Here is a 26,870-nt window from a genome sequence, read left to right on the forward strand (position 1 = left end):
TATGTCATTACCAATAAACTTGGCGTAAATCACGTCTAACTTTAGACTTGTGGTGGCGATGATGTAGGAAATCAGTACACTAAAGAATCGCTTCAAGATCATTCAACGAGAAAGCTATGACCGAAACCTTCCAACATATTTCCGTGTTATTAAATGAATCCATTGATGGCTTAGCTATCAAACCAGACGGCGTCTATATTGATGGAACATTTGGCCGTGGCGGTCACAGCCGGACAATTCTATCTAAACTCGGTGAAAATGGCCGACTGTACAGTATCGACCGTGACCCTCAAGCGATCGCTGAGGCAGGCAAAATCAATGACCCTCGCTTCACCATTATTCATGGTCCATTTTCTGGTATTGCTGAGTATGCTGAAGAGTATGGGCTAGTTGGAAAAGTGGATGGTGTTCTGCTGGATTTAGGCGTTTCTTCTCCTCAGTTAGACGACGCAGAGCGTGGCTTTAGCTTTATGAAAGACGGTCCGCTAGATATGCGTATGGACCCGACATCAGGTGTTCCAGTATCTCAATGGTTGATGGAAGCAGACCTCGATGATATCACTTGGGTCATTCGCGAGTTCGGGGAAGATAAACATGCGCGCCGTATTGCAAAAGCGATTGTTGCCTACCGTGAAGATGAAGAAAATGAGCCAATGGTTCGCACTGGTCAGCTGGCAAAATTGATTTCAGATGCCGCACCGAAAAGTTTTAAAGAGAAAAAACACCCTGCGACTCGTGCTTTCCAGGCTTTTCGTATTTACATCAACAGTGAGTTAGAAGAAATTGATACGGCACTTAAAGGCGCGGCGAGCATTCTTGCTCCTGAAGGCCGTTTATCTGTGATTAGCTTCCACTCTCTGGAAGACCGTATGGTCAAACGTTTTATCCGTAAAGAGAGCAAAGGGCCTGAAGTGCCACACGGTATTCCAATGACGGAAGAGCAAATTCGTGCTCTTGGTAGTGCGAATATGAAAGCGGTGAGCAAAGCGATTAAACCAAGCAAACAAGAAATTGAAATGAACCCTCGTTCGCGCAGCTCTGTGTTAAGAATTGCAGAAAAGCTTTAATTATTATGACGAAATCCACTCCTAATCTTGCTAAGTTGATTGCAACGGATCTCCTCACTGTTGGTCGCTGGCCATTACTGTTGTTGCTATTGATCGTGGCATCGGCAATGGGAGTGGTATTTGCTACCCACCATGCGCGTCAAGCGATCACCGAGAAAGACCATACGTTGGTTGAACGAGAACGATTAGATAGCGAATGGCGTAACTTAATGTTGGAAGAAACTGCCCTCGCGGAACACAGTCGTGTTCAAGACCTTGCCAAAAAAGAACTTGAAATGAAACGACCTGATGGCGATAAAGAAGTGGTTGTCACGCTCAAATGATTAGAAAAAAATCCAACACGAAACAAGCCAATAAGCGTAAACCTGTAGCAAAAGAGAAAGCGGCTACGGGGGATAAGAAAACCGATAACAAAGCAGTGAAAGTGGCGGTCGAAGAATCTTTCTTGATTCGTTGGCGCTTCCATCTATTACTGTTTTTTGTTTTTTGTGCATTTGCCCTTTTGGTGGCACGCGTAGCCTACATCCAAATCATTGAGCCAGATAACCTGATTAAACAAGGTGACCTACGTTCGGTTCGTGTTAAATCCATTCCTTCTGCTCGCGGTATTATTTCGGATCGAAATGGTGAGCCGCTTGCTGTCAGTGTACCGGTTGAGGCGGTTTGGGCAGATCCTGCCACTATATTTAAAGAAAACGCGTTAAGCCAGACCAAAAGTTGGCATGCATTAGCGGATGTTCTTGGTATTGACCGACAAGGGTTAATAGACAAAATTAAGCGCAATGAAAAACGTCGCTTTATCTACTTGCAGCGCCAGGTCAGTCCGGCCATGGCGAACTATATTCGTGAGCTAAAGCTGCCAGGTGTTGGCCTTAAGTCGGAATCTCGTCGTTATTATCCTGCAGGTGAGGTTAGTGCTCACTTAGTCGGTGTAACAGGCATTGACGGGCATGGCCTAGAAGGTGTGGAGCGTAGCTACGATGAGTGGCTCACTGGCGCGGCGGGTAAGAAAACTATTCGTAAAGACCGTTATGGTCGTGTTGTGGAAAACATTGCTTGGCAAGACAAGCAAGAAGGTAAATCACTTCAGTTAACCATCGATCAGCGCCTACAGGCGATTGCGTATCGTGCGATTAAGCAAGCCGTTGCGGACCACCGCGCCACTTCAGGTTCCGTTGTCATGTTGGATGTAAAAACGGGCGCCGTATTGGCCATGGTTAATGCTCCTTCTTACAACCCTAATAATCGTAGCGATTGGCAAAGCTATCAAATGCGTAACCGAGTGATCACGGACTCAATGGAGCCCGGTTCGACCATTAAGCCTTTCGTTATTTTAGCCGCCTTAGAAAATGGGATAGCCGATAAAGATACCATCGTAGATACCGGTAATGGTGTCCTACGTTTAGGTGGTAGTCGAGTCAGAGATGTCTCTCGCGTAGGCAAAGCGAGCTTGACCACGATCCTTAAAAAGTCGAGTAATATCGGTGTGACGAAGCTAGCAATGCAAATGCCGGTAGAGGCGCTTCTTGGGCTGTACAGTTCAGTGGGTTTTGGTGAGCTTTCTGGCCTAAACCTAGTTGGGGAAGTGACGGGTATTTTTCCTACACGAACTCGTTGGTCGCCAATTGAGCGCGCCACGATTGCGTTTGGTTATGGTCTATCAATTACACCAATCCAGCTAGCCCATGCTTATGCGACGCTTGGAAACCTTGGCAAATACGAGCCTATTCATATTATCGAAAGCAATGATCATGACATGTCACGTCAAGTAGTGAGTGCGAAGTATGCGCGTCAAGTATTAGACATGTTGGAAACCGTAACTCAAAAAGGGGGCTCGGCTCGCAGAGCGGCAGTTCCTGGTTATCGAGTGGGAGCGAAAACGGGTACATCACGTAAAGCTTCTGCCGGTGGGTACAGCGACGAGTACATCACCTACACGGCTGGGCTTGCTCCGGTTAGCGATCCGCGAATTGCTTTAGTAGTGATCGTAAACGAGCCTCAAGGTGATGACTACTATGGTGGTTCGGTAGCGTCTCCTGTTTTCTCTGAAATCATGAAAGGCGCGCTACAAATACTCAATGTTGCACCTGACGAAAACAAATTCCAACAGTAAGCCCTGTGGTTTACTGAGCAAACAAAATTAAGAAAACCTGAGCCAAAGCTCGGAGAACAAATATGACTAAAGCCATCAGTATGGACGTGCTGCTTTCCCCTTGGGTGGATTGCCCTAGCTTATCGTCCGTTCTTGTTTCTGAATTGGAGCTCGACAGCCGAAGAGTTCAACCTGGAACCACGTTTGTAGCAGTGATTGGCCATGTTGTGGATGGGCGTAAATTCATTGCCTCTGCAATTGAGCAAGGTGCAAATGCAGCCCTGGCGCAAGCCTGCGATGTCAAAACACATGGTACGGTGGAAATCATTGATGATGTTCCCGTCATTTACATCGATAGGTTGGACCAACGTTTATCCGCAATTGCTGGAAAGCTCTATGCTTACCCTAATATGGATTTGATTGGTGTCACCGGCACCAACGGCAAAACCACCATTACCCAGTTAATAGCGCAATGGCTAGAACTGCTTGACCATAAAGCGGCGGTAATGGGAACAACAGGAAATGGCTTCCTCAATAACTTGCAACAAGCTGCGAATACAACGGGGAATGCCGTTGAAATTCAGAAAACGCTCTCCTCTCTCGCAAATCAACAAGCCACATACACCGCGCTAGAAGTATCTTCCCATGGCCTGACGCAAGGTCGTGTCAAAGCACTATCATTTGCGGCGGGCGTGTTTACTAACTTAAGTCGTGACCACTTAGATTATCATGGCACGATGGAAGAGTATGCCAATGCAAAGCTTGGGTTGTTCACGCAACACCAATGTGAACGTGCCATTATCAATGCTGATGATGAAGTAGGTCATCAATGGGCGTCGCAGTTAAGTAATGCGGTCGCTGTTTCGCTCAAGCCGAACACTGAATTTGAAAGCGCAATTTGGGCGACGGAAGTCAGTTACGCGGAGTCAGGGATTACTATTAAGTTCGATGGTAAATTTGGCTCAGGTGAATTGCACGCGCCATTGATTGGTGAGTTTAATGCAACCAACTTAATGCTCGCTTTTGCGACCTTATTAAGCTTAGGTAAAGAGAAACAAGCGTTACTCGAAACTGCAGGTCAACTGCAACCCGTACTCGGCCGAATGGAGTTATTCCAAACTGAGGATCGTGCCAAAGTCGTGGTCGATTATGCTCATACTCCTGATGCTTTAGAAAAAGCGCTGCAAGCTTTACGAGTTCATTGTGAAGGCCAGCTGTGGGCTATTTTTGGCTGCGGTGGCGATCGCGATGCAGGTAAGCGTCCAATGATGGCGGAAATTGCAGAGCGTCTGGGCGACAGAGTGGTGTTGACTGACGATAACCCACGCAGCGAAGATCCGGTTCAGATTGTGAAAGATATGTTAGCTGGGCTGTCAAAACCTGCTGAAGCGATTGTTCAGCATGACCGCTTCAAAGCGCTGTCTTATGCCATTGAAAATGCTTCGCCAAACGACATTATCTTGTTAGCTGGAAAGGGCCATGAAGATTATCAGATTCGTAATGGCGAAACGATTCATTACTCCGACCGCGAGTCCGCAATGCAACTTTTAGGATTGACCTCATGATCAAAGTAACGTTATCTCAAATTGCAGACATCACTCGTGGTGAGCGATTCGGCGACGAGCTACTTATCGACGCGGTTTCTACTGATACACGAACGATTGAGCGTGGGGCTTTATTCGTCGCGTTAGTTGGGGAGCGCTTTGATGCGCACAACTTTTGCCAACAAGCGGTAGATGCAGGTGCCGGTGCTTTACTCGTAGAAAAACGCTTAGATGTGAATGTGCCGCAAATTGTGGTGTCGGATACCAAACTTGCATTGGGTGAGTTTGCTTCTTGGGTGTATCAAGCATGCAAAACACCTACCGTTGCCATCACCGGAAGTTGCGGTAAAACGACCGTAAAAGAAATGGTTGCGAGTATCCTGCAATTGAAAGGCAAAGTGTTATTCACGGCGGGTAACTTCAATAATGATATTGGTGTTCCGTTGACATTATTGCGCTCACAGCAGGATGATGATTATGCCGTGATTGAGCTTGGTGCTAATCATATAGGTGAAATTGCTTACACGACTCAGTTAGTAAAACCAGATATCGCGTTAGTGAACAATGTAGCCGCCGCTCACCTTGAAGGCTTTGGTTCTATCGATGGCGTGAAACAAGCCAAAGGTGAAATCTACCAAGGCCTTTCAGCTGGTGGTATTGCGATTGTTAACCTAGACAGCAATGGTGAAGCCAAGTGGGATGAAGTGTTAGCAGATAAGAAAGTCATTACTTTTTCACAAAGTAATACTGATGCAGACTTCTTCGCTTCTAACATCGTATTGAACGCCGCAGGTGAAGCAAGCTTTGACTTACATATCGCAGCAAGCTCACAAGAAATTGAACTGTCTCTGGGTATTATAGGTCAACACAACGTTGCGAATGCGATCGCTGCTTCTATTATTGCGTTACAAATGGGCGCCACATTAGAAGAGGTTCGCGCTGGCCTTAAACATTTGAACAAAGTGAAAGGTCGCGTCGAGGTTGAAGCGCTGAGCGAAAAGATAAAATTGATTGACGACAGCTACAACGCGAGCGTGCCAGCCATGAAAGCGGCAGTTGATTTATTGGCCGCTTTCCCAGGTCAACGCTGGCTGATTTTAGGTAATATGGCGGAATTGGGCGAGGAAAGTCTTGCACTTCATCGTCAAGTCGGGGAACATGCTGCCCCACAAAAATTTGAACATGTTCTCACATATGGTGCAGACGCCAAGGTGATCAGTGATCTTTGCCAAGGCATTCATTTTGAGACGCACCAAGAGATGATTGAATACATCAAGCAGCATCTAGACCAAGCCGTTCCTGAAAACCATACGATATTGGTGAAAGGAGCGAATGGTGCACGTATGTTTGAAGTCGCTGCTGCTTTGAAGGAGTATTATTAATGATTATTTGGCTTGCCGAGCTGCTACAGCCATACCTGTCTTTTTTCCGATTGTTTGAATACTTGTCTTTTCGAGCAATCCTAAGCGTATTAACCGCTCTAGGTCTGTCATTATGGATGGGACCAATCATGATCAAGCGTTTGCAAATGCTGCAAATTGGTCAGGTAGTGCGTAACGAAGGTCCTGAATCTCACTTTAGTAAGCGTGGTACCCCAACAATGGGCGGTATCATGATCTTAGCGGCCATCTCAATCACGATTTTGCTATGGACAGACTTATCCAACCCTTACGTATGGGCGGTACTGACAGTCTTACTTGGCTACGGTGCGGTCGGATTTGTTGATGATTATCGTAAAGTGGTACGCAAAAATACCGATGGCTTGATCGCGCGTTGGAAGTACTTCTGGCAGTCGTTGATCGCGTTTGTCGTCGCTTTCGCATTGTATGCTTACGGTAAAGACACAGCAGCAACTCAGCTAGTGGTGCCATTCTTTAAAGACATCATGCCGCAGCTTGGTTTGATGTATATCATTCTGACTTACTTTGTCATTGTAGGTACAAGTAACGCGGTTAACCTGACTGATGGTCTAGACGGTTTGGCAATCATGCCAACGGTTCTTGTTGCAGCAGGCTTCGCGGTTATTGCATGGGCGACCGGTAACGTTAACTTCTCTGAATACCTTCATATTCCATACTTACCACATGCTTCTGAGTTGGTTGTCGTATGTACAGCAATCGTCGGTGCAGGCCTTGGTTTCTTGTGGTTTAACACGTATCCAGCACAAGTGTTCATGGGTGATGTCGGCTCACTAGCGCTTGGCGGCGCGTTAGGCACTATTGCTGTTCTCGTTCGTCAAGAGTTGGTGTTGGTGATCATGGGCGGTGTGTTTGTGATGGAAACGCTGTCGGTAATTCTACAGGTGGGTTCATACAAACTGCGTGGTCAGCGCATTTTTCGTATGGCACCGATTCACCACCACTACGAATTGAAAGGTTGGCCAGAACCTCGCGTAATCGTGCGTTTCTGGATTATTTCTATGGTTCTTGTTCTGATTGGTCTTGCGACATTGAAAGTGCGTTAATCGCACTTTCCAAGAACAAGATTTACAGTGTGATCAAATATGGAACGTTGGCAAAACATACATAGTGTTGTCGTCGTAGGGCTCGGTATTACCGGGCTCTCTGTCGTTAAACACCTAAGAAAAAATCAGCCACAGCTTGTGGTCAAAGTCATTGATACTCGCGTAAACCCTCCGGGTGCAGAGCGCTTGCCGGAAGATGTTCAACTGCATAGTGGTGGTTGGAATACAGACTGGCTTTCTGACGCGGATCTTATCGTGACCAACCCTGGTATTGCGCTAGCGACACCAGAGATCCAAGCCGTATTAGCAAAAGGTACGGCAGTAGTAGGTGATATCGAGTTATTCGCTTGGGCGGTGCAGAAACCGGTGATTGCGATTACGGGCTCAAACGGTAAGAGCACAGTAACCGACCTCACAGGTGTGATGGCTAACGCTGCAGGTTTGGATGTTGGCGTTGGTGGTAACATCGGTGTGCCTGCTCTGGATTTGTTAGAACAAGACGCAGACCTATATGTACTCGAACTCTCGAGCTTCCAGTTAGAAACGACGTCAAGCTTAAAGCTCAAAGCCGCTGCGTTTCTGAATCTTTCTGAAGATCATATGGATCGTTATCAAGGCATGTCTGACTATCGACAAGCTAAGTTGCGTATTTTTAACCATGCTGCTCTTGCAGTCGTGAACCGTGATGATCAAGAAACCTTCCCAGACGCAGAGATGCCATTGGTGACATTTGGCAGCGACAATCAGGACTTTGGTCTCGAGGTGGATGGCAACCGTACTTGGCTGCTCGATCACGGTCAACGAGTTGTCGCAAGTGATGAGCTTAAGTTGGTTGGTAAGCACAACTTATCTAACGCTCTGGTTGCTTTAGCGCTATTAAAAGCTGCGGACGTAAACTATCACAAAGCATTGAATGCACTTAAAAATTACACGGGACTGACACACCGATGCCAGGTGGTTGCGGATAATCAAGGCGTCAAATGGGTGAATGACTCTAAAGCAACTAATATTGCCAGCACTATGGCTGCGCTATCTGGTTTGGAATCGACAGGCAAGCTCTACTTACTCGTTGGTGGTGTTGGCAAAGGTGCTGACTTCTCGCCATTAAAACCGATCTTCGCGACGCTTAACTTGCAACTGTGTTGCTTTGGCGCTGATGGCGATGAATTTATGCCACTGCATGAATCTGCAATACGTTTCGACACTATGGAAGATGTGATTCAACAAGTATCTTCGCAGTTAAAACCAGGTGATATGGTGATGCTGTCTCCTGCATGTGCTAGCTTTGATCAATTCGACAACTTTATGGCAAGAGGTGATGCTTTCGCTGCTCTTGCTCAGAAATATGCATAATTAAAGGTTACACACTTCGTGGGTTTAGGTAACGTTAAACGCAGTATTGGCAATTGGCTCAAGCATCCAGCCCCAGAGGCGATGTTTGATCGTCAGTTAGTGTGGATTGCACTGGGTTTGATGTTGACTGGTTTGGTCATGGTAACCTCTGCATCATTTCCAATCAGCTCTCGATTAACGGAACAGCCGTTCCACTTTATGTTTCGTCATGCGACGTTTCTCGTGCTGGCGTTAGGGACCTCCGCTGTTATTTTGCAAGTGCCTTTGCAAGAGTGGTTTAAGAAGAGCCATTACTTACTTTGGGCTTCTTTCGCACTGTTGATCATCGTGCTCTTGGCGGGTAAGTCGGTTAATGGTGCGTCTCGTTGGATTCCCCTTGGGCTGTTTAACCTTCAGCCAGCGGAAGTCGCGAAGCTATCGCTGTTTATCTTCATGTCTGGTTACTTAGTTCGAAAGCAAGACGAAGTACGACAAACGTTCTTTGGTGGCTTTATGAAGCCAATCATGGTGTTTGCCTTCTTCGCAGTATTACTACTTGGTCAGCCAGACTTGGGGACGGTCGTCGTGATGCTGGTCACGCTGTTTGGCATGCTTTTTATCGCAGGTGCAAAACTAACCCAGTTTCTCGCCTTGATGGTGGCAGGTATCGGCGCTGTAGTAGGTTTGATTCTCGTCGAGCCATACCGTATGCGACGAGTAACCTCCTTCCTTGACCCGTGGGAAGATCCATTTGGCAGTGGCTATCAGTTGACTCAGTCTTTGATGGCGTTTGGTCGTGGTGAATGGTTCGGACAAGGTCTCGGTAATTCAATTCAAAAACTGGAATATCTACCGGAAGCGCATACCGACTTTGTGTTTGCCGTACTTGCTGAAGAGCTTGGTTTCGTAGGCGTAGTGCTGGTCTTAATGCTGATTTTTAGCTTGGTGCTAAAAGCGGTTTACATCGGCAAGCGTGCATTTGAAGAAGGCGAAATGTTCGGAGGTTATCTGGCTTTCGGAATTGGTATTTGGTTTGCGTTTCAAACCTTGGTTAATGTTGGAGCTGCCGCCGGTATTGTTCCAACTAAAGGTTTAACACTTCCACTCATCAGTTATGGTGGTTCTAGTCTAATAATTATGTCCGTCGCAGTGTCCATACTACTGCGTATCGATTACGAATGCCGCTTGAAACGCGAGCAACAACAATCAGAACAACAAGCTAATGAAACAAAATAAACGTTTGATGGTGATGGCTGGTGGTACTGGCGGTCACGTATTCCCAGGTTTGGCGGTAGCAAAACAGCTTCAAGAGCAAGGTTGGGAGATCCGTTGGTTAGGTACGGCGGATCGAATGGAAGCGGATTTGGTGCCAAAACATGGCATTGAAATCGACTTTATCAAAGTGAAAGGGTTACGAGGTCAAGGCGTTACACGTCTTCTTGCAGCACCATTTCAAATTATCAATGCCATTATGCAGGCTCGTGCTCACATGAAACGCTGGCCGCCAGACGCAGTGCTTGGTATGGGCGGTTATGTTAGCGGCCCGGGTGGTATTGCCGCTTGGATGAGTGGTATTCCTGTTGTTCTGCATGAACAAAATGCAGTAGCAGGTTTAACGAACCAATGGTTATCGAAAATCGCTAAGAAGGTTTTTCAGGCTTTCCCAGGCGCTTTTCCAAATGCCGAAGTGGTTGGGAACCCAGTTCGTGAAGACGTGACTCAATTAGCAGCGCCAACTGAGCGCATGCAAGAGCGCCAAGGTCCAATTCGCATTTTGGTGATGGGTGGCAGCCAAGGCGCACGTATTCTTAACCAAACTCTGCCAGAAGTGATGTCGAAATTGGGCGAAGATTACTGTATTCGTCATCAAGCGGGTAAAGGTGCCGCCGAAGAAGTGAATGCAGCATACCAAGCTAATGGTGTGGTAAATGCAGAAGTAATGGAATTCATTGATGACGTTGCAGAAGCTTACGCATGGGCTGACCTTTTAGTTTGTCGCTCTGGAGCGTTAACCGTATCTGAAGTCTCGGCGGCAGGTGTAGGCGCTATTTTTGTTCCATTCATGCACAAAGACCGCCAGCAAGCACTTAATGCAGACCACTTGGTGGATTGCGGCGCGGCGAAAATGATTGAACAACCAGATTTAACCGTTGAGTCTCTGACTCTGCAGATCCAACAATTGGATCGCCAAGCTTTACTTACAATGGCTGAGCAAGCGCGTGGCGCTGCAAAATTGAATGCTGACCGAGTTGTCGCACAAGCCATTGTCGCTTTGACCGAAAAGCGTTAACCGAATTATTGAGAATAGAATTGATGACAATCCAACATACACAAGACTTAGCTCAGATTCGCGCAATGGTGCCAGAGATGCGCCGCGTGAAATCCATCCACTTCATCGGTATTGGTGGTGCGGGCATGAGCGGCATTGCAGAAGTGCTGTTGAACGAAGGCTACCAAATCACAGGTTCTGATCTATCAGAGAACGCTGTGACAGAGCGTTTGGTATCAAAAGGTGCGACGGTATTTATTGGTCATCAAGCCAGTAATGTAGAAAAAGCCAGTGTGGTTGTTGTGTCAACGGCGATCAACGAAGAAAACCCAGAAGTGATGGCGGCACGTGAATTACGCATCCCTATTGTACGCCGCGCAGAGATGTTGGCTGAATTGATGCGATTCCGTCACGGTATTGCCGTTGCGGGTACACACGGTAAAACCACGACGACCGCTCTTGTTACTCAAATCTATTCTGAAGCCGGTCTTGATCCAACGTTTGTGAATGGCGGTTTGGTGAAAAGCGCAGGTACAAATGCGCGTCTAGGCTCGAGTCGTATTCTAATTGCAGAGGCAGATGAAAGTGACGCGTCATTCCTGCACTTGCAACCAATGGTGAGCATTGTTACCAATATCGAAGCCGATCATATGGATACCTATGGTGGTGACTTTGAAACCTTAAAGCAAACCTTCATCGATTTCCTTCATAATCTACCGTTTTACGGCCAAGCAATTGTTTGCATTGACGATCCTGTGGTTCGAGAGTTAATCCCACGTATTAGTCGTCAAGTGATAACTTACGGTTTTTCTGAAGATGCCGACGTACGTATTGAAGATTATCGTCAAGAGGGGCAGCAAGGCAAATTTACGGTAGTACGTAAAGGGCGAGCTAACTTAGATATCACGCTGAATATTCCAGGTCGTCACAATGCATTGAATGCGTCTGCTGCGATTGCGGTTGCTACTGAAGATGACATTGAAGACGATGCGATCCTAAAGGCAATGGCTGGTACGCAAGGTACGGGAAGACGTTTTGATCACCTTGGCGAGTTTGATACTGGCAACGGCCATGCAATGCTTGTTGATGATTACGGCCATCATCCCACAGAAGTGGATGTAACCATTAATGCAGCACGCAGTGGTTGGCAAGACAAGCGTTTGGTGATGATTTTCCAACCGCACCGTTATAGCCGTACTCGTGATTTATACGATGATTTCGCGAATGTGCTTGAACAGGTAGATGTATTGATCATGCTGGATGTTTACGCAGCGGGTGAAAAGCCGATTGCAGGGGCTGATGGGCGCGCTTTATGTCGCACAATTCGCAGCCGAGGCAAGGTAGATCCGATTTTTGTTCCAGAAATCGAGCAATTACCTTCAGTTTTAGCTAACGTTATACAAGACGGCGACCTAATCTTAACGCAAGGTGCGGGTGATATTGGTAAAGTGGCGAAACAGCTGGCAGGTCTTAAATTGAATATAAACAAGATGCTTGGCTGACACATATTGTTGACGCGAAGGACAGATAAAGACTCAGATCTCGATTTTGCGTCAATATCATTGTGATTTATTGCTATCAGTGTTTGATAGTTTACAAGAGCTCAGTATAATCCCAAGGTTAAAGTCAAGACTTTTACCTCTGCGTAATTATATGGGTAAAAAGTACACGACAAAAGTCAGGAAACGAAGACGTTGTTGAATATTGCACTGAATGACGAGCGACCAAACACGGGTAACAACCGTGGTCGCCAAGAAAAAATCTTGGGTGCGTTATTTTTCGTTGTGGTTGTGACTTTAATTAGTTCTGTTTTGTACGCGGCGATCAGTTGGATGTGGGATGACCAAAGGTTACCTCTCTCCAAAATAGTACTTCAGGGGAAACTGGAGTATGTCCAAGCTGACGATGTGCAGGCTGCATTTAGTCGAATTGATCACATCGGTACATTTATGTCTCAGGATATTGATGTATTACAGCAAAGTGTCGAAGCTCTGCCATGGGTAGCGCATGCCGCAATCCGAAAGCAGTGGCCGGATACAGTAAAAGTTTTTTTGACGGAGCATCAACCAGAAGCCATTTGGAATGGCAACGAACTGTTAGATAAAAACGGGTTCGTTTTTGATGGAGATGTTGCTCTGTTGCAAGAAGAAAAAGTGAAGCTGTACGGACCCAAAGATAGCGGACCGGAAGTCTTACAGACTTACCGTGATTTGAGTCCTAAGTTTCAGCAATTGGGTTTAGCGATATCGTCTCTGGTATTAAACGAGCGACGAGCTTGGCAAATCATCCTTGATAACGGTATTCGATTAGAGCTCGGTAAAGAGTCTCTTCTTGAGCGTATAGAGCGCTTTTTTAAGCTCTATAATAAGCTTGGCAGTGACACGCAAAGAATCAGTTATATCGATCTTAGGTACGATACAGGAGCCGCAGTTGGTTGGTTTCCTGAACAAGAGTTAGAAGAGAGTACAGATGACTAAGGCCGCTGATGACAACATTATTGTTGGTCTTGATATAGGCACTGCAACCGTATCGGCTCTAGTGGGTGAGGTTTTACCAGACGGTCAAATTAATATTATTGGCGCAGGTAGTAGCCCCTCACGCGGCATGGATAAAGGTGGCGTGAATGATTTGGAGTCGGTTGTAAAATCAGTACAACGTGCAATTGATCAAGCTGAATTAATGGCAGAGTGCCAGATCAGCCGAGTCTTCATTTCGTTGTCTGGTAAGCATATCGCAAGCCGAATTGAAAAAGGTATGGGCACGATTTCTGATGAAGAGGTGTCTCAAGAAGACATGGATCGCGCTATCCATACCGCAAAATCGATTAAAATCGGTGATGAACAGCGAATTCTTCATGTGATCCCGCAAGAGTTCACCATTGATTACCAAGAAGGAATCAAAAATCCGCTTGGTTTATCTGGGGTAAGAATGGAAGTGAGTGTCCACCTTATCTCATGCCATAATGACATGGCACGCAACATTATTAAGGCGGTAGAACGCTGCGGCCTTAAAGTAGAACAACTCGTATTTTCTGGGCTTGCTGCTAGTAATGCAGTAATCACTGAGGATGAAAGAGAGCTTGGAGTTTGTGTGGTTGATATTGGCGCCGGCACGATGGATGTGGCCATCTGGACTGGCGGTGCGTTACGTCACACAGAAGTATTTTCGTACGCAGGAAATGCTGTAACCAGTGATATTGCTTTTGCTTTTGGCACGCCAGTGAGCGATGCTGAAGAAATAAAAGTCAAATATGGCTGTGCTTTGAGTGAACTGGTCAGTAAGGATGACACGGTTAATGTACCAAGCGTAGGTGGACGACCATCACGTAGCCTGCAACGTCAAACGTTGTCAGAAGTGATTGAGCCACGCTACTCTGAGCTTATGGGACTGGTTAACCAAACTATCGACTCTGTACAAGCAAAATTGCGCGAAGAGGGTATCAAGCACCATCTGGCTGCGGGAGTTGTACTCACCGGCGGTGCTGCGCAAATGGACGGAGTGGTAGAATGTGCGGAACGCGTATTCCGCAATCAAGTAAGGGTCGGCAAACCGCTCGAAGTCAGCGGATTAACTGACTATGTAAAAGAGCCGTACCATTCTACGGCAGTTGGATTACTTCATTACGCAAGAGACATGCAGTCTAGCGACGATAGCGATTATAATGAACCTAAACGCTCATCTGTAACTGGCTTTTTCGATAAATTGCGTAACTGGATACAAAAAGAGTTTTAACCTGAGTTGCAGGATAAACGGAGACAACACATGTTTGAACCGATGATGGAAATGTCTGACGATGCAGTAATCAAGGTCGTTGGGGTTGGTGGCGGCGGTGGTAACGCCGTTGAACACATGGTGCGTGAATCCATCGAAGGTGTGGAATTCATCAGCGTCAACACTGATGCGCAAGCACTTCGTAAGACAAGCGTTGGCAATGTTATTCAGATCGGTGGTGATATCACTAAAGGTCTGGGTGCAGGTGCTAATCCACAGGTTGGCCGTGACGCAGCTCTCGAAGACAGAGATCGAATTAAAGATTCCCTGACTGGCGCCGATATGGTGTTTATCGCAGCTGGTATGGGTGGCGGTACCGGTACTGGTGCAGCGCCTGTTATTGCTGAAGTGGCTAAAGAGCTTGGCATTCTAACAGTAGCGGTAGTAACTAAACCGTTTAGTTTTGAAGGTAAAAAGCGTTTGGCATTTGCTGAGCAAGGTATCGATGAGCTCTCTAAGCATGTTGACTCTTTGATCACGATTCCAAACGAAAAGCTACTTAAAGTACTTGGTCGTGGTGTAACACTACTAGAAGCTTTTGCAAGCGCTAACGATGTTCTTAAGAATGCCGTTCAAGGTATTGCTGAGCTAATTACTCGCCCTGGCATGATCAACGTCGACTTTGCGGACGTAAGAACTGTAATGTCTGAAATGGGTCACGCAATGATGGGTAGCGGCATCGCCAAAGGTGAAGACCGTGCTGAAGAAGCGGCTGAAATGGCAATTTCTAGCCCACTTCTGGAAGACATCGATCTAGCGGGCGCTCGTGGTGTTCTTGTCAATATTACTGCTGGTCTGGATATGCGTCTTGACGAGTTTGAGACGGTTGGTAATACAGTGAAGGCATTCGCTTCTGACAATGCGACTGTTGTTATCGGTACTTCTCTAGACCCTGATATGACTGACGAAATCCGCGTAACAGTTGTAGCGACAGGTATTGGTAATGAGAAAAAGCCAGATATCACGCTAGTTGCGGGTGGTAAAGCGAAAGTGGCACCGACGCCGCAAGCTCAACCACAGCAACAAGCAGCGGCAACGCAAGCTGAAGAAAAACCGGCACAGACCTTGCAAAATAATCAAGTGCAAGAGAAGCCACAGGTAACTCCTCAGCCGACAAACACTGCTCCTTCTTCTCCAGCTTCGTCGAGCCAAAGTTCTGCGGCTCCAAAGCAAGAAAAGGAAAGTGGTTATTTAGATATACCGGCATTTTTGCGTCGTCAGGCTGATTAATCTTTAACCCATAAATTTGACATGGCTCAAAATTATGGTAGCATTCACGGTCGACGTTACAGACGGCCGTGTTTTGTAGCAAATTTTTGAGAGGCAAGCAGATGATCAGACAACGTACTCTGAAAGAAATAGTGAAAACAACTGGTGTGGGTCTCCACTCTGGTCGTAAAGTCACACTTACTCTGCGCCCGGCTGCTGCAAATACAGGTATCATTTACCGTCGTACAGATGTAAATCCACCTGTAGATTTTCCAGCTGATCCAGCTTCGGTTCGTGACACCATGCTTTGTACTGCATTGGTAAACGATGAAGGTGTGCGTATTTCAACTGTTGAGCACTTGAATGCGGCACTTGCTGGTATGGGCATCGATAACATTGTTGTCGAAGTAGACGCACCTGAAATTCCGATCATGGATGGTAGTGCAAGCCCATTTGTATACTTGCTACAACAAGCAGGTATCGAAACGCAAAATGCGCCAAAACGCTTCATCCGCATCAAAAAGCCAGTTCGTTTTGAAGATGGTGATAAATGGGCAGAATTTGTACCATTTAACGGCTTCCGTATGGACTTCGAAATTGAGTTTAATCACCCAGCGATTGAATCAGACGAGCAACGTTTGCTGTTTGATTTCTCGTCAAAAGGCTTTGTTCGTGAGATTTCTCGAGCACGTACGTTTGGCTTTATGCGTGATATCGAATATCTACAATCTCAAAACCTAGTTTTGGGTGGTAGTTTTGACAATGCTATCGTTTTGGATGATTACCGTATTCTTAATGAAGAAGGTCTACGCTTTGAAAATGAGTTTGTGACTCACAAAGTGTTGGATGCGATTGGTGACCTTTACATGTGTGGCCACCCAATCATTGGTGAATTCCGTGCCTTTAAATCTGGCCACGGTTTAAATAACCAACTGTTACGTGCTGTTCTTGCAGATCAGGAAGCGTGGGAGTGGACTACATTCGAAGAAGAAGTCGGCTCACCAGTAGCATTCGCAGAACCAAATATGGTGCTTGCGTAAATACTTGGCATTAGAATTAATAAAAAACCAGGCTTATGCCTGGTTTTTTGCTATTTGGCTTTAATCCTGGATTTATCAATAACATTCAAGCTTTCAGCATATTGAAATAACGTTCACTTACGATCTTCCTTTTCTGCCATATCGGCTAATCGTTTTAAACGCTCTTGAATTTTCGGTGGCGCCATGTCGGCAATCGTCATTAATGACTTTGCTGCAGATTCGGTTAGTGGTGGACGCTTAGGTCTGTCGTCTTGTTGAAAGCGGTTTCGATATAGTGAAGGATTGATCCTCACTTCAACGCTCATCAGCTTGGCAAAGCCTTGAGTACGAAGTTTATTTAGGATCATGAGGCGATCGTAATCGATCTTCATTTTGATCGCGGCACTAGAGACATCGATCAATAGATGGCCGTTACGAACATTCGCTACTCGGCAATGATCGGCCGTCCCCGTGGGTAAGACCTCTTGCAAAGCTTGGTTAAGCTGTAAGATTTCTCCAGCATGTTCTTGAATCTGCTTGAACTGTGACTCAGCAATAACATCTTCAGTCGAGGTTGGACGGTGATCACGCATAGGTAAAATCTAATTTTGTTGAGATATAGCTATTCTAGAGCAGCTTTCTATCAAGGTATAGTTTACATTAACGTCTTTAGCTTCAGTTTTACAATGTAGCAAGGTAAAAAGCAAAGTTTGCTCTGGATGGATTACACATATTGCGGTATGCAATATCGGCTAATCAGTCACCACTTTAAGTAAAAACTTCAGAGTGCTTCAAACAAATACGTCTATTTATGGTTGTATCGATTAAAAATCCTTACACTAAGCCACATTGTTTCAAAACTTAGCCTTGAAATATGGATGTTTGAACTCAATATCTTTGATAAATGATTTATCTCAGTATTCTTAGTTCCAAACTGGCAGAGACTGAAGGCATTATGAGTAGATCGGGAACGGTCTGAATAAAGAGAGATTCACGAAAAATGATAACTAAGCTACTGACAAAAGTGATTGGCAGTCGCAACGACCGAACACTGCGCCGCCTTAGAAAAATTGTAAAAGAAATTAATAACTATGAGCCAACATTCGAGGCTCTAAGTGATGAAGAGTTAAAAGCAAAGACGGTTGAATTCCGTGAGCGCCTAGAGAAAGGTGAAACTCTTGATAAACTACTTCCAGAAGCTTTTGCTACGGTTCGTGAAGCATCTAAGCGTGTCTACGGTATGCGCCACTTCGACGTCCAGCTTATCGGCGGTATGGTTCTAAATGCGGGTCAAATCGCTGAAATGCGTACGGGTGAAGGTAAAACGCTGACGGCAACGCTTCCTGCTTACCTAAATGCCCTGGCTGGTAAAGGCGTTCACATTGTAACAGTGAACGATTATCTAGCTAAACGTGATGCAGAGACAAACCGCCCTCTATTTGAATTTTTAGGTATGACTGTTGGCGTAAACGTGCCAAACATGCCTCCTCAAGAGAAAAAAGAAGCGTACCAAGCTGACATCTTGTACGGAACGAACAATGAATTTGGTTTTGACTACCTTCGTGACAATATGGCTTTCCGTAGCGAAGATCGCGTACAACGTGAACGCTTCTTTGCAGTTGTCGATGAGGTGGACTCAATCCTAATTGATGAAGCTCGTACCCCTTTAATCATTTCTGGTCCTGCTGAAGATAGCTCTGAGCTATACACCCGAATCAACCTTTTGATCCCGCATCTTAAAAAGCAAGACAAAGAAGACTCTGAAGAATATCGTGGTGATGGTCACTACACTGTTGATGAGAAATCAAAGCAAGTATACCTCACAGAAACGGGCCAAGAGTACGTTGAAGAACTGTTGGTGAAAAATGGTCTTATGGAAGAGGGTGACACACTTTACTCTCCGACTAACATCAGCATGTTACATCACGTGAATGCCGCTTTGCGTGCTCATGTGTTGTTTGAGCGCAACGTTGATTACATCGTTACTGACGAAGGTGAAGTAGTAATTGTTGATGAACATACTGGTCGTACAATGCCAGGTCGTCGTTGGTCTGAAGGTCTTCACCAAGCAGTAGAAGCGAAAGAAGGCGTTAAGATTCAAAACGAAAACCAAACTTTGGCTTCGATTACCTTCCAGAACTACTTCCGCTTATACGAAAAACTGTCTGGTATGACAGGTACTGCGGATACTGAGGCGTTTGAGTTCCAATCTATTTATGGCTTGGAAACGGTGGTTATCCCAACCAACAAACCTATGATTCGTAACGATATGCCGGATGTGGTGTACCGCACCGAAGCTGAGAAGTTTGCTGCAATCATTGAAGATATCAAAGAGCGCGTTGCGAAAGGTCAGCCAACATTGGTTGGTACCGTATCGATTGAAAAATCAGAACTACTCTCCAACGCCTTGAAGAAAGCGAAGATCAAACACAACGTATTGAATGCGAAATTCCATGAGAAGGAAGCGGAAATTGTTGCTGAAGCGGGTATGCCGGGTGCGGTAACTATCGCGACCAACATGGCCGGTCGTGGTACGGATATTGTGCTTGGCGGTAGTTGGCAATCAAAAGTGGAAGCTTTGGAGAACCCAACTCAAGAACAAATCGATGCGATTAAAGCAGAGTGGAAAGTGGTACATGATCAAGTACTAGATGCTGGTGGTCTACACATCATTGGTACTGAGCGCCACGAATCTCGCCGTATTGATAACCAGCTACGTGGTCGTTCTGGTCGTCAAGGTGATGCGGGTTCATCGCGCTTCTACCTATCTATGGAAGACTCTTTGTTACGTATTTTCACTTCTGATCGTATGGCGAGCCTTATTCAAAGTGGTATGGAAGAAGGTGAAGCTATTGAATCGAAAATGCTTTCTCGCTCAATTGAAAAAGCACAGCGCAAAGTGGAAGGCCGTAACTTTGATATCCGTAAGCAGCTACTAGAATACGATGATGTGGCGAACGATCAGCGTAAGGTTGTCTACGAGCTGCGCGACGAATTGATGAACGTTGAAGACATCAGCGGTATGATCGAGCAAAACCGTGAAGATGTGCTAACAGCGGTTATTGATGAGTACATCCCGCCACAATCACTAGAAGATATGTGGGACGTTGAAGGTCTACAAGAGCGCTTGAAAGCAGACTTCGATCTTGATGCGCCAGTGAAGCAATGGCTTGAAGAAGACGATAAGCTTTACGAAGAGGCGCTACGCGAGAAGATCATCAATCTAGCCGTTGAAGTGTACAAAGAGAAAGAGGAAGTGGTGGGTGCGCAAGTACTTCGTAACTTCGAGAAATCGGTTATGCTTCAAACTCTGGATACGCTTTGGAAAGAGCACTTGGCAGCAATGGATCACTTGCGTCAGGGTATTCACTTACGCGGCTATGCGCAGAAGAACCCGAAACAGGAATACAAGCGTGAATCGTTTGAACTGTTTGAAGGTCTACTAGAAGCGCTGAAAACTGATGTGATTACTGTTCTATCTCGCGTTCGAGTTCAGCAACAAGAAGAAGTTGAACGTATGGAAGAGCAACGTCGTGCGCAAGCTGAAGAGGCCGCTCGTCGTGCTCAAGCGCAACACGCAGCAGCACAAAACCCTCTTTCTGAAGGTGAAGAATCTGAAGAAGGTTCAAGTCAGCCAATGGTACGTGATGAACGTAAAGTAGGTCGCAATGAGCCTTGCCCTTGTGGTAGTGGTAAGAAGTATAAACAGTGCCACGGCAAAATCGACTAACGTATTAGTCAGATAATGTTTTAAAGAGTCGCCTAGGCGGCTCTTTTTTTAAGCAAATTCTGTGGCTGTCGAATTTCATAAGTTTTGATAGCATCGGATAGTTTTAGAGATGCAAAGACCGTTGAAGTGTAACGGCTTGAGAGTTAGGAACCCCTATGAAAAGAATTCACATAGTCGCGGCTATTATTTTTAACCAAGACAAATCAAAAATTTTTATTACAAAGCGTCCAGACGACAAGCATAAAGGCGGGTTTTGGGAGTTTCCCGGCGGGAAAGTCGAGTCAGGAGAAAGTATTGAACATGCTCTAGCAAGAGAACTTGAAGAAGAGGTAGGAATTGAAGTTACTGAGCAAGCCCTTTTCGAGCATTTGGAATATGACTATCCAGACAAATCACTTAAGTTTGATTTTATTACGGTATCTAAGTTCAGTAATGAGCCTTACGGCCGAGAAGGTCAAGAAGGTCGCTGGGTTGAGATAAGAGAATTGGGTAACTATGCCTTTCCTGAAGCGAACGTGCCTATCTTGGAGCGTGTCGTAAAAGAGTTCGCTTAAGCCTGATGAACTTGCTTGTGGTAACCACGGTATGTTGTTAGTTTAAACAGATTAAGCGAAACGAGAGAACGAGAGCAAACCTCGTTATCCAGAGAAGGAGAGAAAGCGCAATGGTTCGTATTGCAATCGCAGGAGCAGCAGGCCGAATGGGCCGTAATTTGGTTAAAGCTTCACACCTTAACCCAGAGGCGACAGTGAGCGCGGGATCAGAACGACCTGAGTCCTCACTTGTCGGTGTCGATATCGGTGAACTTTGTGGTGAAGGCAAATTCGATGTGTTCTTAACGGATGATCTTGCTAAAGACGTCGATAATTTTGATGTAATCATCGATTTTACTGCCCCAGTAAGTACGTTGGCGAATCTTGAACTGTGTAAGAAGCATGGAAAGAGTATTGTGATTGGGACGACTGGTTTCAGTGATGCAGAGCGTGAACTGATTGACGAAGCCGCTAAGCAAGTGCCTGTTGTCATGGCTCCTAACTACTCTGTTGGTGTGAACCTAGTATTTAAGCTTCTTGAGAAAGCAGCCAAAGTGATGGGCGACTACTGTGATGTTGAGATTGTCGAAGCACATCATCGTCATAAAGTTGATGCTCCTTCTGGTACCGCTATCGGGATGGGCGAAGCCATTGCTGGTGCGATGGGCAACAAGCTGAATGATGTAGCTGTCTATGCGCGAGAAGGTATCACAGGTGAACGTACTAAAGATGAGATCGGCTTTGCTACAATTCGCGCTGGCGATATCGTCGGTGAGCACACAGCCATGTTTGCTGATATCGGGGAACGAGTGGAGATAACGCACAAAGCGACCGATCGTATGACGTTTGCTAATGGCGCCGTCAAGGCCGCTGTTTGGTTGAGTGCCAAACCAGCGGGCTTTTATACCATGACAGATGTTTTGGGATTGAATGAACTCTAAATACATAATTATTCGCCGGCGGTAGCCGGCTTTTTTATATCTATAGAATTATTTGTAAATGAAATGATTCTAACAGAAAGTATTTTGGTGCTTACTTTTGTCGTTGTTTTGGTTGTTTTGTGGGTGTTTTGGGTTTTGATGTCTAAAAACTAATGTCTTTTTTGTCGAGTGAACGTTTGCGTGAAAAATTCATACTTTTTTGTGATCTCTAAAAAGTTCAAATTTGTAAAATTCATTAAACCTCTATGCCTCTCTATGTAATAGCATGTAAAAGTTATCTTTTTGGGCCTTACTGATTCAAAATGACCTTACTCGCTAGAAATTAATCATTTATTTTTGATTGTAGGTTGACAGGTTTCGAGTCCAACTTTAGAATACCGCCAATTTGTCTGAAATACCTATTTATGTAGATTTTATAGGTAAAGGAAGGCATGTTTGCAGTTTGATTTATTTTTTTTGCATTTTTATTCTGGAGGTTGTCTTGGGTAAATTAGCACTGTTGGTCCTAGAAGATGGGACAGTGTTCCGCGGAGTGTCCATAGGGGCAGATGGTCTTTCCGTTGGTGAAGTCGTTTTTAATACCTCGATGACGGGGTATCAAGAAATCCTCACTGATCCTTCCTATTCTCAGCAAATCGTCACTCTCACTTATCCTCACATTGGCAATACCGGAACCACTTCCGAAGATGAAGAATCCTCTTCCATTCATGCACAAGGCCTTGTGATTCGCGATCTTCCTCTAATCGCTTCTAACTTCCGTAACGAACAATCCCTCTCTGATTATCTTAAGTCTCAAAATATCGTTGGCATCGCTGATATCGATACTCGTAAGCTCACTCGTATCCTGCGTGAAAAAGGTGCTCAAAACGGCTGTATTGTTGCGGGCAACAACCTAGACGAAGCTTTGGCACTAGCGAAAGCAAAAGAATTCCCAGGCTTAAAAGGAATGGACCTTGCGAAAGAAGTTACAACAAAAGAAGCGTATCAATGGAAGCAAGGTTCGTGGACGCTTGAAGGTGGACTTCCAGAGGCGAAAGATGACAGCGAGCTGCCATACCACGTTGTCGCTTACGACTTCGGCGCAAAACGCAACATCTTACGAATGTTGGTTGACCGTGGCTGCCGCTTAACGGTTGTACCTGCAGAAACGTCAGCGGAAGAAGTTCTGGCACTAAATCCAGATGGCGTATTCTTATCAAACGGCCCTGGTGACCCAGAACCATGTACTTACGCGATTGAAGCAACCAAAGTGTTCCTAGAAAAAGGCCTGCCAATTTTTGGTATTTGTCTAGGTCACCAAATTCTGGCGCTAGCATCAGGTGCGCAAACGGTGAAAATGAAGTTTGGTCACCACGGTGCAAACCACCCAGTAAAAGATTTAGAGCGTAACGTTGTGATGATTACCTCGCAAAACCACGGCTTTGCGGCAGATGAAGCAACATTACCGGAAAACTTACGTGCTACTCACGTATCGCTATTTGATGGCTCTTTGCAAGGTATCCACCGCACAGACAAGCCAGCATTTAGCTTCCAAGGTCACCCAGAAGCGAGCCCTGGTCCACATGACGCGGCACCGCTATTTGACCACTTTATCGAACTAATCAAAAAACACAGCGCTTAATTCGGAGTAGTAGATAATGCCAAAACGTACTGACATTCAAAGTATTCTAATTCTTGGTGCTGGTCCGATTGTTATCGGTCAGGCATGTGAGTTTGACTACTCTGGCGCACAAGCGTGTAAAGCTCTTCGCGAAGAAGGCTACCGAGTTATCCTAGTTAACTCTAATCCAGCAACGATTATGACTGACCCAGAGATGGCAGATGCGACTTACATCGAGCCGATTCAGTGGGAAGTTGTACGCAAGATCATCGAGAAAGAACGTCCTGATGCAGTTCTGCCAACTATGGGTGGTCAGACAGCACTTAACTGTGCGTTAGATTTAGAGAAGCACGGCGTTCTCGCAGAGTTTGGCGTAGAGATGATTGGTGCAACGGCTGATGCAATCGACAAAGCGGAAGACCGTTCTCGTTTTGATAAAGCGATGAAGTCTATCGGCCTTGAGTGTCCTCGCGCAGATACAGCGAAGAGCATGGAAGAAGCTTACAAAGTTTTAGATATGGTTGGCTTCCCTTGTATCATCCGTCCATCGTTCACCATGGGTGGCACTGGTGGTGGTATCGCGTACAACAAAGAAGAGTTCGAAGAAATCTGTCGTCGTGGTCTGGACTTATCTCCGACCAACGAACTTCTTATCGATGAGTCACTCATCGGTTGGAAAGAGTACGAAATGGAAGTCGTTCGTGACAAAGCGGACAACTGTATCATCGTATGTTCAATCGAGAACTTTGACCCAATGGGCATCCATACGGGTGACTCAATCACGGTTGCTCCAGCACAAACACTGACTGACAAAGAATACCAGCTTATGCGTAATGCATCGCTAGCTGTTCTGCGTGAAATCGGTGTTGAAACAGGTGGTTCAAACGTACAGTTTGGTATCAACCCGAAAGATGGTCGTATGGTCATCATCGAGATGAACCCGCGTGTATCTCGCTCTTCTGCGCTAGCATCAAAAGCAACAGGCTTCCCAATTGCGAAAATTGCCGCGAAACTGGCTGTTGGCTTTACGCTAGACGAACTACAAAACGACATCACAGGTGGTGCAACACCTGCGTCATTTGAACCAACTATCGACTACGTCGTAACTAAGATCCCTCGCTTTAACTTCGAGAAATTTGCTGGTGCAAACGATCGTCTGACAACTCAGATGAAATCGGTTGGTGAGGTAATGGCGATTGGTCGTAACCAACAAGAATCTCTTCACAAAGCACTGCGTGGCCTAGAAGTTGGCGCAACTGGTTTTGATGAGATGGTCGATCTGGAAGCGCCAGATGCACTGACTAAGATTCGTCACGAACTTAAAGAAGCAGGTGCAGAGCGTATCTGGTACATCGCCGATGCATTCCGAGCGGGTATGTCAGTCGACGGTGTGTTCAACTTGACTCAAATCGACCGCTGGTTCCTGGTTCAAATCGAAGAAATTGTAAAACTCGAAGAACAAGTCAAGGCGGGCGGCTACGCAGGTTTGACCAAAGAAGTGCTTCGTCAGATGAAACGCAAAGGCTTCTCTGATGCTCGCTTGTCTAAATTGCTTGGTGTCGCTGAAAGTGAAATTCGCCGTGCTCGTGAGCAGTTTGATATTCATCCGGTTTACAAACGTGTGGATACATGTGCAGCAGAGTTTTCTTCTGACACGGCTTACATGTACTCATCTTACGATGAAGAATGTGAAGCAAACCCAACAGACAAAGATAAGATCATGGTTCTTGGTGGCGGTCCAAACCGTATCGGCCAAGGTATCGAATTCGATTACTGTTGTGTTCATGCATCACTTGCGCTGCGTGAAGACGGTTACGAAACCATTATGGTTAACTGTAACCCAGAAACGGTATCTACTGACTACGATACGTCTGATCGTCTGTACTTCGAGCCAGTAACTCTGGAAGATGTACTGTCTATCGCTCGTGTTGAAAAACCAAAAGGTGTGATTGTTCAGTACGGTGGTCAAACGCCACTTAAACTGGCTCGTGCTCTAGAAGCGGCTGGTGTGCCAATCATTGGTACTAGCCCAGATGCTATCGACCGTGCGGAAGACCGCGAACGCTTCCAAGCCGCTGTTGACCGTTTAGGTCTACTTCAGCCAGAAAACGCGACAGTAACAACGATGGAGCAAGCGGTTGAGAAATCGAAAGAAATTGGCTTCCCATTAGTTGTTCGTCCATCTTATGTACTCGGTGGTCGTGCGATGGAAATCGTATACGACGAGCAAGACCTGCGTCGCTACTTCAACGAAGCAGTAAGCGTATCGAACGAGTCTCCAGTTCTGCTAGACCGTTTCTTGGATGATGCAACCGAAGTTGATATTGATGCTATCTGTGACGGTGAACGCGTCGTTATCGGCGGTATCATGGAGCACATCGAACAAGCGGGTGTTCACTCTGGTGACTCTGCATGTTCACTGCCTGCATACACGCTAAGTCAGGAAATTCAAGACAAGATGCGTGAGCAAGTTGAGAAGTTAGCATTCGAACTCGGTGTACGCGGTTTGATGAACACGCAGTTTGCTGTGAAAGATAACGACGTTTATCTAATTGAAGTGAACCCTCGTGCTGCTCGTACGGTACCATTCGTATCGAAAGCGACAGGCGCTCCTCTAGCGAAAATCGCTGCACGTGTAATGGCGGGTCAATCTCTAGAGTCACAAGGCTTTACTAAAGAGATTATCCCTCCTTACTACTCAGTGAAAGAAGTGGTTCTGCCGTTCAACAAATTCCCTGGGGTTGACCCTCTATTGGGCCCTGAAATGCGCTCAACAGGTGAAGTAATGGGTGTGGGTGCAACGTTCGCAGAAGCTTACGCGAAAGCAGAGCTAGGTTGTGGTGCGGTTTATCCTGAAGGTGGTCGTGCGCTACTGTCTGTACGTGAAGGTGATAAAGAGCGTGTTGTTGACCTAGCTTCTAAGTTAGTGAAACTGGGTTACCAGTTGGATGCGACACACGGTACTGCTGTAATTCTGGGCGAAGCGGGTATTAACCCACGTTTGGTAAACAAAGTACACGAAGGTCGTCCACACATTCTTGACCGCATCAAGAACAACGAATACACCTACATCGTAAACACGGCTGCTGGTCGTCAAGCGATTGAAGATTCGAAAGTTCTACGACGTGGTGCACTGGCAGAAAAAGTGAACTACACAACGACACTGAATGCAGCGTTCGCAACATGTATGTCTCATACTGCAGACGCAAAAGCGTCAGTAACTTCGGTTCAAGAGTTACACGCTAAAGTGAAAGCGAGTCTAGACGCGTAACAGATAAAAATCAGTAAGCTCATTAATC

The 26,870-nt window shown here is 45.9% G+C and carries 20 protein-coding genes; 19 read left to right on the forward strand and 1 reads right to left on the reverse strand.

What is annotated here, in order from left to right:
- Window positions 1-116: 116 nt before the first annotated feature.
- The 14 genes from rsmH (at window position 117) to lpxC (ending at window position 16,788) form a co-directional block, all read left to right on the forward strand.
- Window positions 117-1,067, forward strand: coding sequence for a 16S rRNA (cytosine(1402)-N(4))-methyltransferase RsmH (gene rsmH, locus IJ23_RS09090; RefSeq protein ID WP_005372918.1), 951 nt, complete (start codon window positions 117-119; stop codon window positions 1,065-1,067).
- Between the two features lie 5 nt (window positions 1,068-1,072).
- Complete coding sequence (gene ftsL / locus IJ23_RS09095) at window positions 1,073-1,390, forward strand: cell division protein FtsL (RefSeq protein ID WP_005372920.1); 318 nt, start codon at window positions 1,073-1,075, stop codon at window positions 1,388-1,390.
- Entirely contained in the window at window positions 1,387-3,180 is a 1,794-nt protein-coding gene (locus IJ23_RS09100; protein ID WP_086046525.1) for a penicillin-binding transpeptidase domain-containing protein, read from the forward strand. The genes ftsL and IJ23_RS09100 overlap by 4 nt, the downstream gene beginning before the upstream one ends.
- Before the next feature lie 62 nt (window positions 3,181-3,242).
- On the forward strand, window positions 3,243-4,724 hold the full coding sequence (murE, locus tag IJ23_RS09105; protein WP_033906090.1) for a UDP-N-acetylmuramoyl-L-alanyl-D-glutamate--2,6-diaminopimelate ligase: 1,482 nt from the start codon (window positions 3,243-3,245) through the stop codon (window positions 4,722-4,724).
- On the forward strand, window positions 4,721-6,085 hold the full coding sequence (locus IJ23_RS09110; protein ID WP_033906091.1) for a UDP-N-acetylmuramoyl-tripeptide--D-alanyl-D-alanine ligase: 1,365 nt from the start codon (window positions 4,721-4,723) through the stop codon (window positions 6,083-6,085). Before murE ends, IJ23_RS09110 begins: the two co-directional genes overlap by 4 nt.
- Complete coding sequence (mraY, locus tag IJ23_RS09115; protein WP_005372931.1) at window positions 6,085-7,167, forward strand: phospho-N-acetylmuramoyl-pentapeptide-transferase; 1,083 nt, start codon at window positions 6,085-6,087, stop codon at window positions 7,165-7,167. The genes IJ23_RS09110 and mraY overlap by 1 nt, the downstream gene beginning before the upstream one ends.
- Window positions 7,168-7,206: 39 nt before the next feature.
- Window positions 7,207-8,520: a UDP-N-acetylmuramoyl-L-alanine--D-glutamate ligase gene (murD, locus tag IJ23_RS09120; protein WP_033906092.1), complete on the forward strand. Its 1,314-nt coding sequence runs from the start codon at window positions 7,207-7,209 to the stop codon at window positions 8,518-8,520.
- Window positions 8,521-8,538: 18 nt separating this feature from the next.
- Window positions 8,539-9,735 carry a cell division protein FtsW gene (gene ftsW / locus IJ23_RS09125; protein WP_005372933.1) on the forward strand — a complete coding sequence of 399 codons (1,197 nt, stop codon included), beginning with the start codon at window positions 8,539-8,541 and terminating at the stop codon, window positions 9,733-9,735.
- Window positions 9,722-10,789 carry an undecaprenyldiphospho-muramoylpentapeptide beta-N-acetylglucosaminyltransferase gene (gene murG / locus IJ23_RS09130; protein WP_033906093.1) on the forward strand — a complete coding sequence of 356 codons (1,068 nt, stop codon included), beginning with the start codon at window positions 9,722-9,724 and terminating at the stop codon, window positions 10,787-10,789. The genes ftsW and murG overlap by 14 nt, the downstream gene beginning before the upstream one ends.
- A 23-nt stretch (window positions 10,790-10,812) precedes the next feature.
- Complete coding sequence (gene murC, locus IJ23_RS09135) at window positions 10,813-12,270, forward strand: UDP-N-acetylmuramate--L-alanine ligase (protein ID WP_005387395.1); 1,458 nt, start codon at window positions 10,813-10,815, stop codon at window positions 12,268-12,270.
- A 192-nt stretch (window positions 12,271-12,462) separates the two neighbouring features.
- Window positions 12,463-13,245 (forward strand): cell division protein FtsQ/DivIB, encoded by a 783-nt coding sequence (locus tag IJ23_RS09140; protein ID WP_005387393.1) that lies wholly within the window; start codon window positions 12,463-12,465, stop codon window positions 13,243-13,245.
- The gene (ftsA, locus tag IJ23_RS09145; protein ID WP_005372946.1) at window positions 13,238-14,500 is read left to right on the forward strand and encodes a cell division protein FtsA; all 1,263 of its coding nucleotides are present in this window, start codon (window positions 13,238-13,240) and stop codon (window positions 14,498-14,500) included. The genes IJ23_RS09140 and ftsA overlap by 8 nt, the downstream gene beginning before the upstream one ends.
- A gap of 30 nt (window positions 14,501-14,530) precedes the next feature.
- A complete protein-coding gene (gene ftsZ, locus IJ23_RS09150; RefSeq protein ID WP_017633617.1) occupies window positions 14,531-15,769 on the forward strand; it encodes a cell division protein FtsZ in 1,239 nt (412 codons plus the stop codon).
- Window positions 15,770-15,870: 101 nt separating this feature from the next.
- Window positions 15,871-16,788 carry a UDP-3-O-acyl-N-acetylglucosamine deacetylase gene (gene lpxC, locus IJ23_RS09155; protein WP_005381871.1) on the forward strand — a complete coding sequence of 306 codons (918 nt, stop codon included), beginning with the start codon at window positions 15,871-15,873 and terminating at the stop codon, window positions 16,786-16,788.
- 113 nt (window positions 16,789-16,901) lie between these two features.
- Here the strand turns inward: lpxC and IJ23_RS09160 are convergent, their stop codons facing one another.
- Window positions 16,902-17,360, reverse strand: a complete 459-nt coding sequence (locus IJ23_RS09160; protein WP_033906094.1) for a DUF721 domain-containing protein — start codon at window positions 17,358-17,360, stop codon at window positions 16,902-16,904.
- A 407-nt stretch (window positions 17,361-17,767) separates the two neighbouring features.
- On the opposite strand from IJ23_RS09160, the gene secA reads away from it, so the two are divergent.
- The 5 genes from secA (at window position 17,768) to carB (ending at window position 26,842) form a co-directional block, all read left to right on the forward strand.
- Window positions 17,768-20,497 (forward strand): preprotein translocase subunit SecA, encoded by a 2,730-nt coding sequence (gene secA, locus IJ23_RS09165; RefSeq protein WP_005387389.1) that lies wholly within the window; start codon window positions 17,768-17,770, stop codon window positions 20,495-20,497.
- A gap of 155 nt (window positions 20,498-20,652) precedes the next feature.
- Window positions 20,653-21,051 carry an 8-oxo-dGTP diphosphatase MutT gene (mutT, locus tag IJ23_RS09170; RefSeq protein ID WP_005387387.1) on the forward strand — a complete coding sequence of 133 codons (399 nt, stop codon included), beginning with the start codon at window positions 20,653-20,655 and terminating at the stop codon, window positions 21,049-21,051.
- Between the two features lie 110 nt (window positions 21,052-21,161).
- Window positions 21,162-21,971 carry a 4-hydroxy-tetrahydrodipicolinate reductase gene (gene dapB, locus IJ23_RS09175; protein WP_005381860.1) on the forward strand — a complete coding sequence of 270 codons (810 nt, stop codon included), beginning with the start codon at window positions 21,162-21,164 and terminating at the stop codon, window positions 21,969-21,971.
- 481 nt (window positions 21,972-22,452) lie between these two features.
- Window positions 22,453-23,592 carry a glutamine-hydrolyzing carbamoyl-phosphate synthase small subunit gene (gene carA, locus IJ23_RS09180; protein ID WP_017821483.1) on the forward strand — a complete coding sequence of 380 codons (1,140 nt, stop codon included), beginning with the start codon at window positions 22,453-22,455 and terminating at the stop codon, window positions 23,590-23,592.
- A gap of 16 nt (window positions 23,593-23,608) precedes the next feature.
- The gene (carB, locus tag IJ23_RS09185; protein WP_005381854.1) at window positions 23,609-26,842 is read left to right on the forward strand and encodes a carbamoyl-phosphate synthase large subunit; all 3,234 of its coding nucleotides are present in this window, start codon (window positions 23,609-23,611) and stop codon (window positions 26,840-26,842) included.
- Window positions 26,843-26,870 lie beyond the last annotated feature (28 nt).

Source organism: Vibrio sp. OY15, assembly GCF_000742455.1.
In the GTDB taxonomy this organism is placed as follows: domain Bacteria; phylum Pseudomonadota; class Gammaproteobacteria; order Enterobacterales; family Vibrionaceae; genus Vibrio; species Vibrio alginolyticus.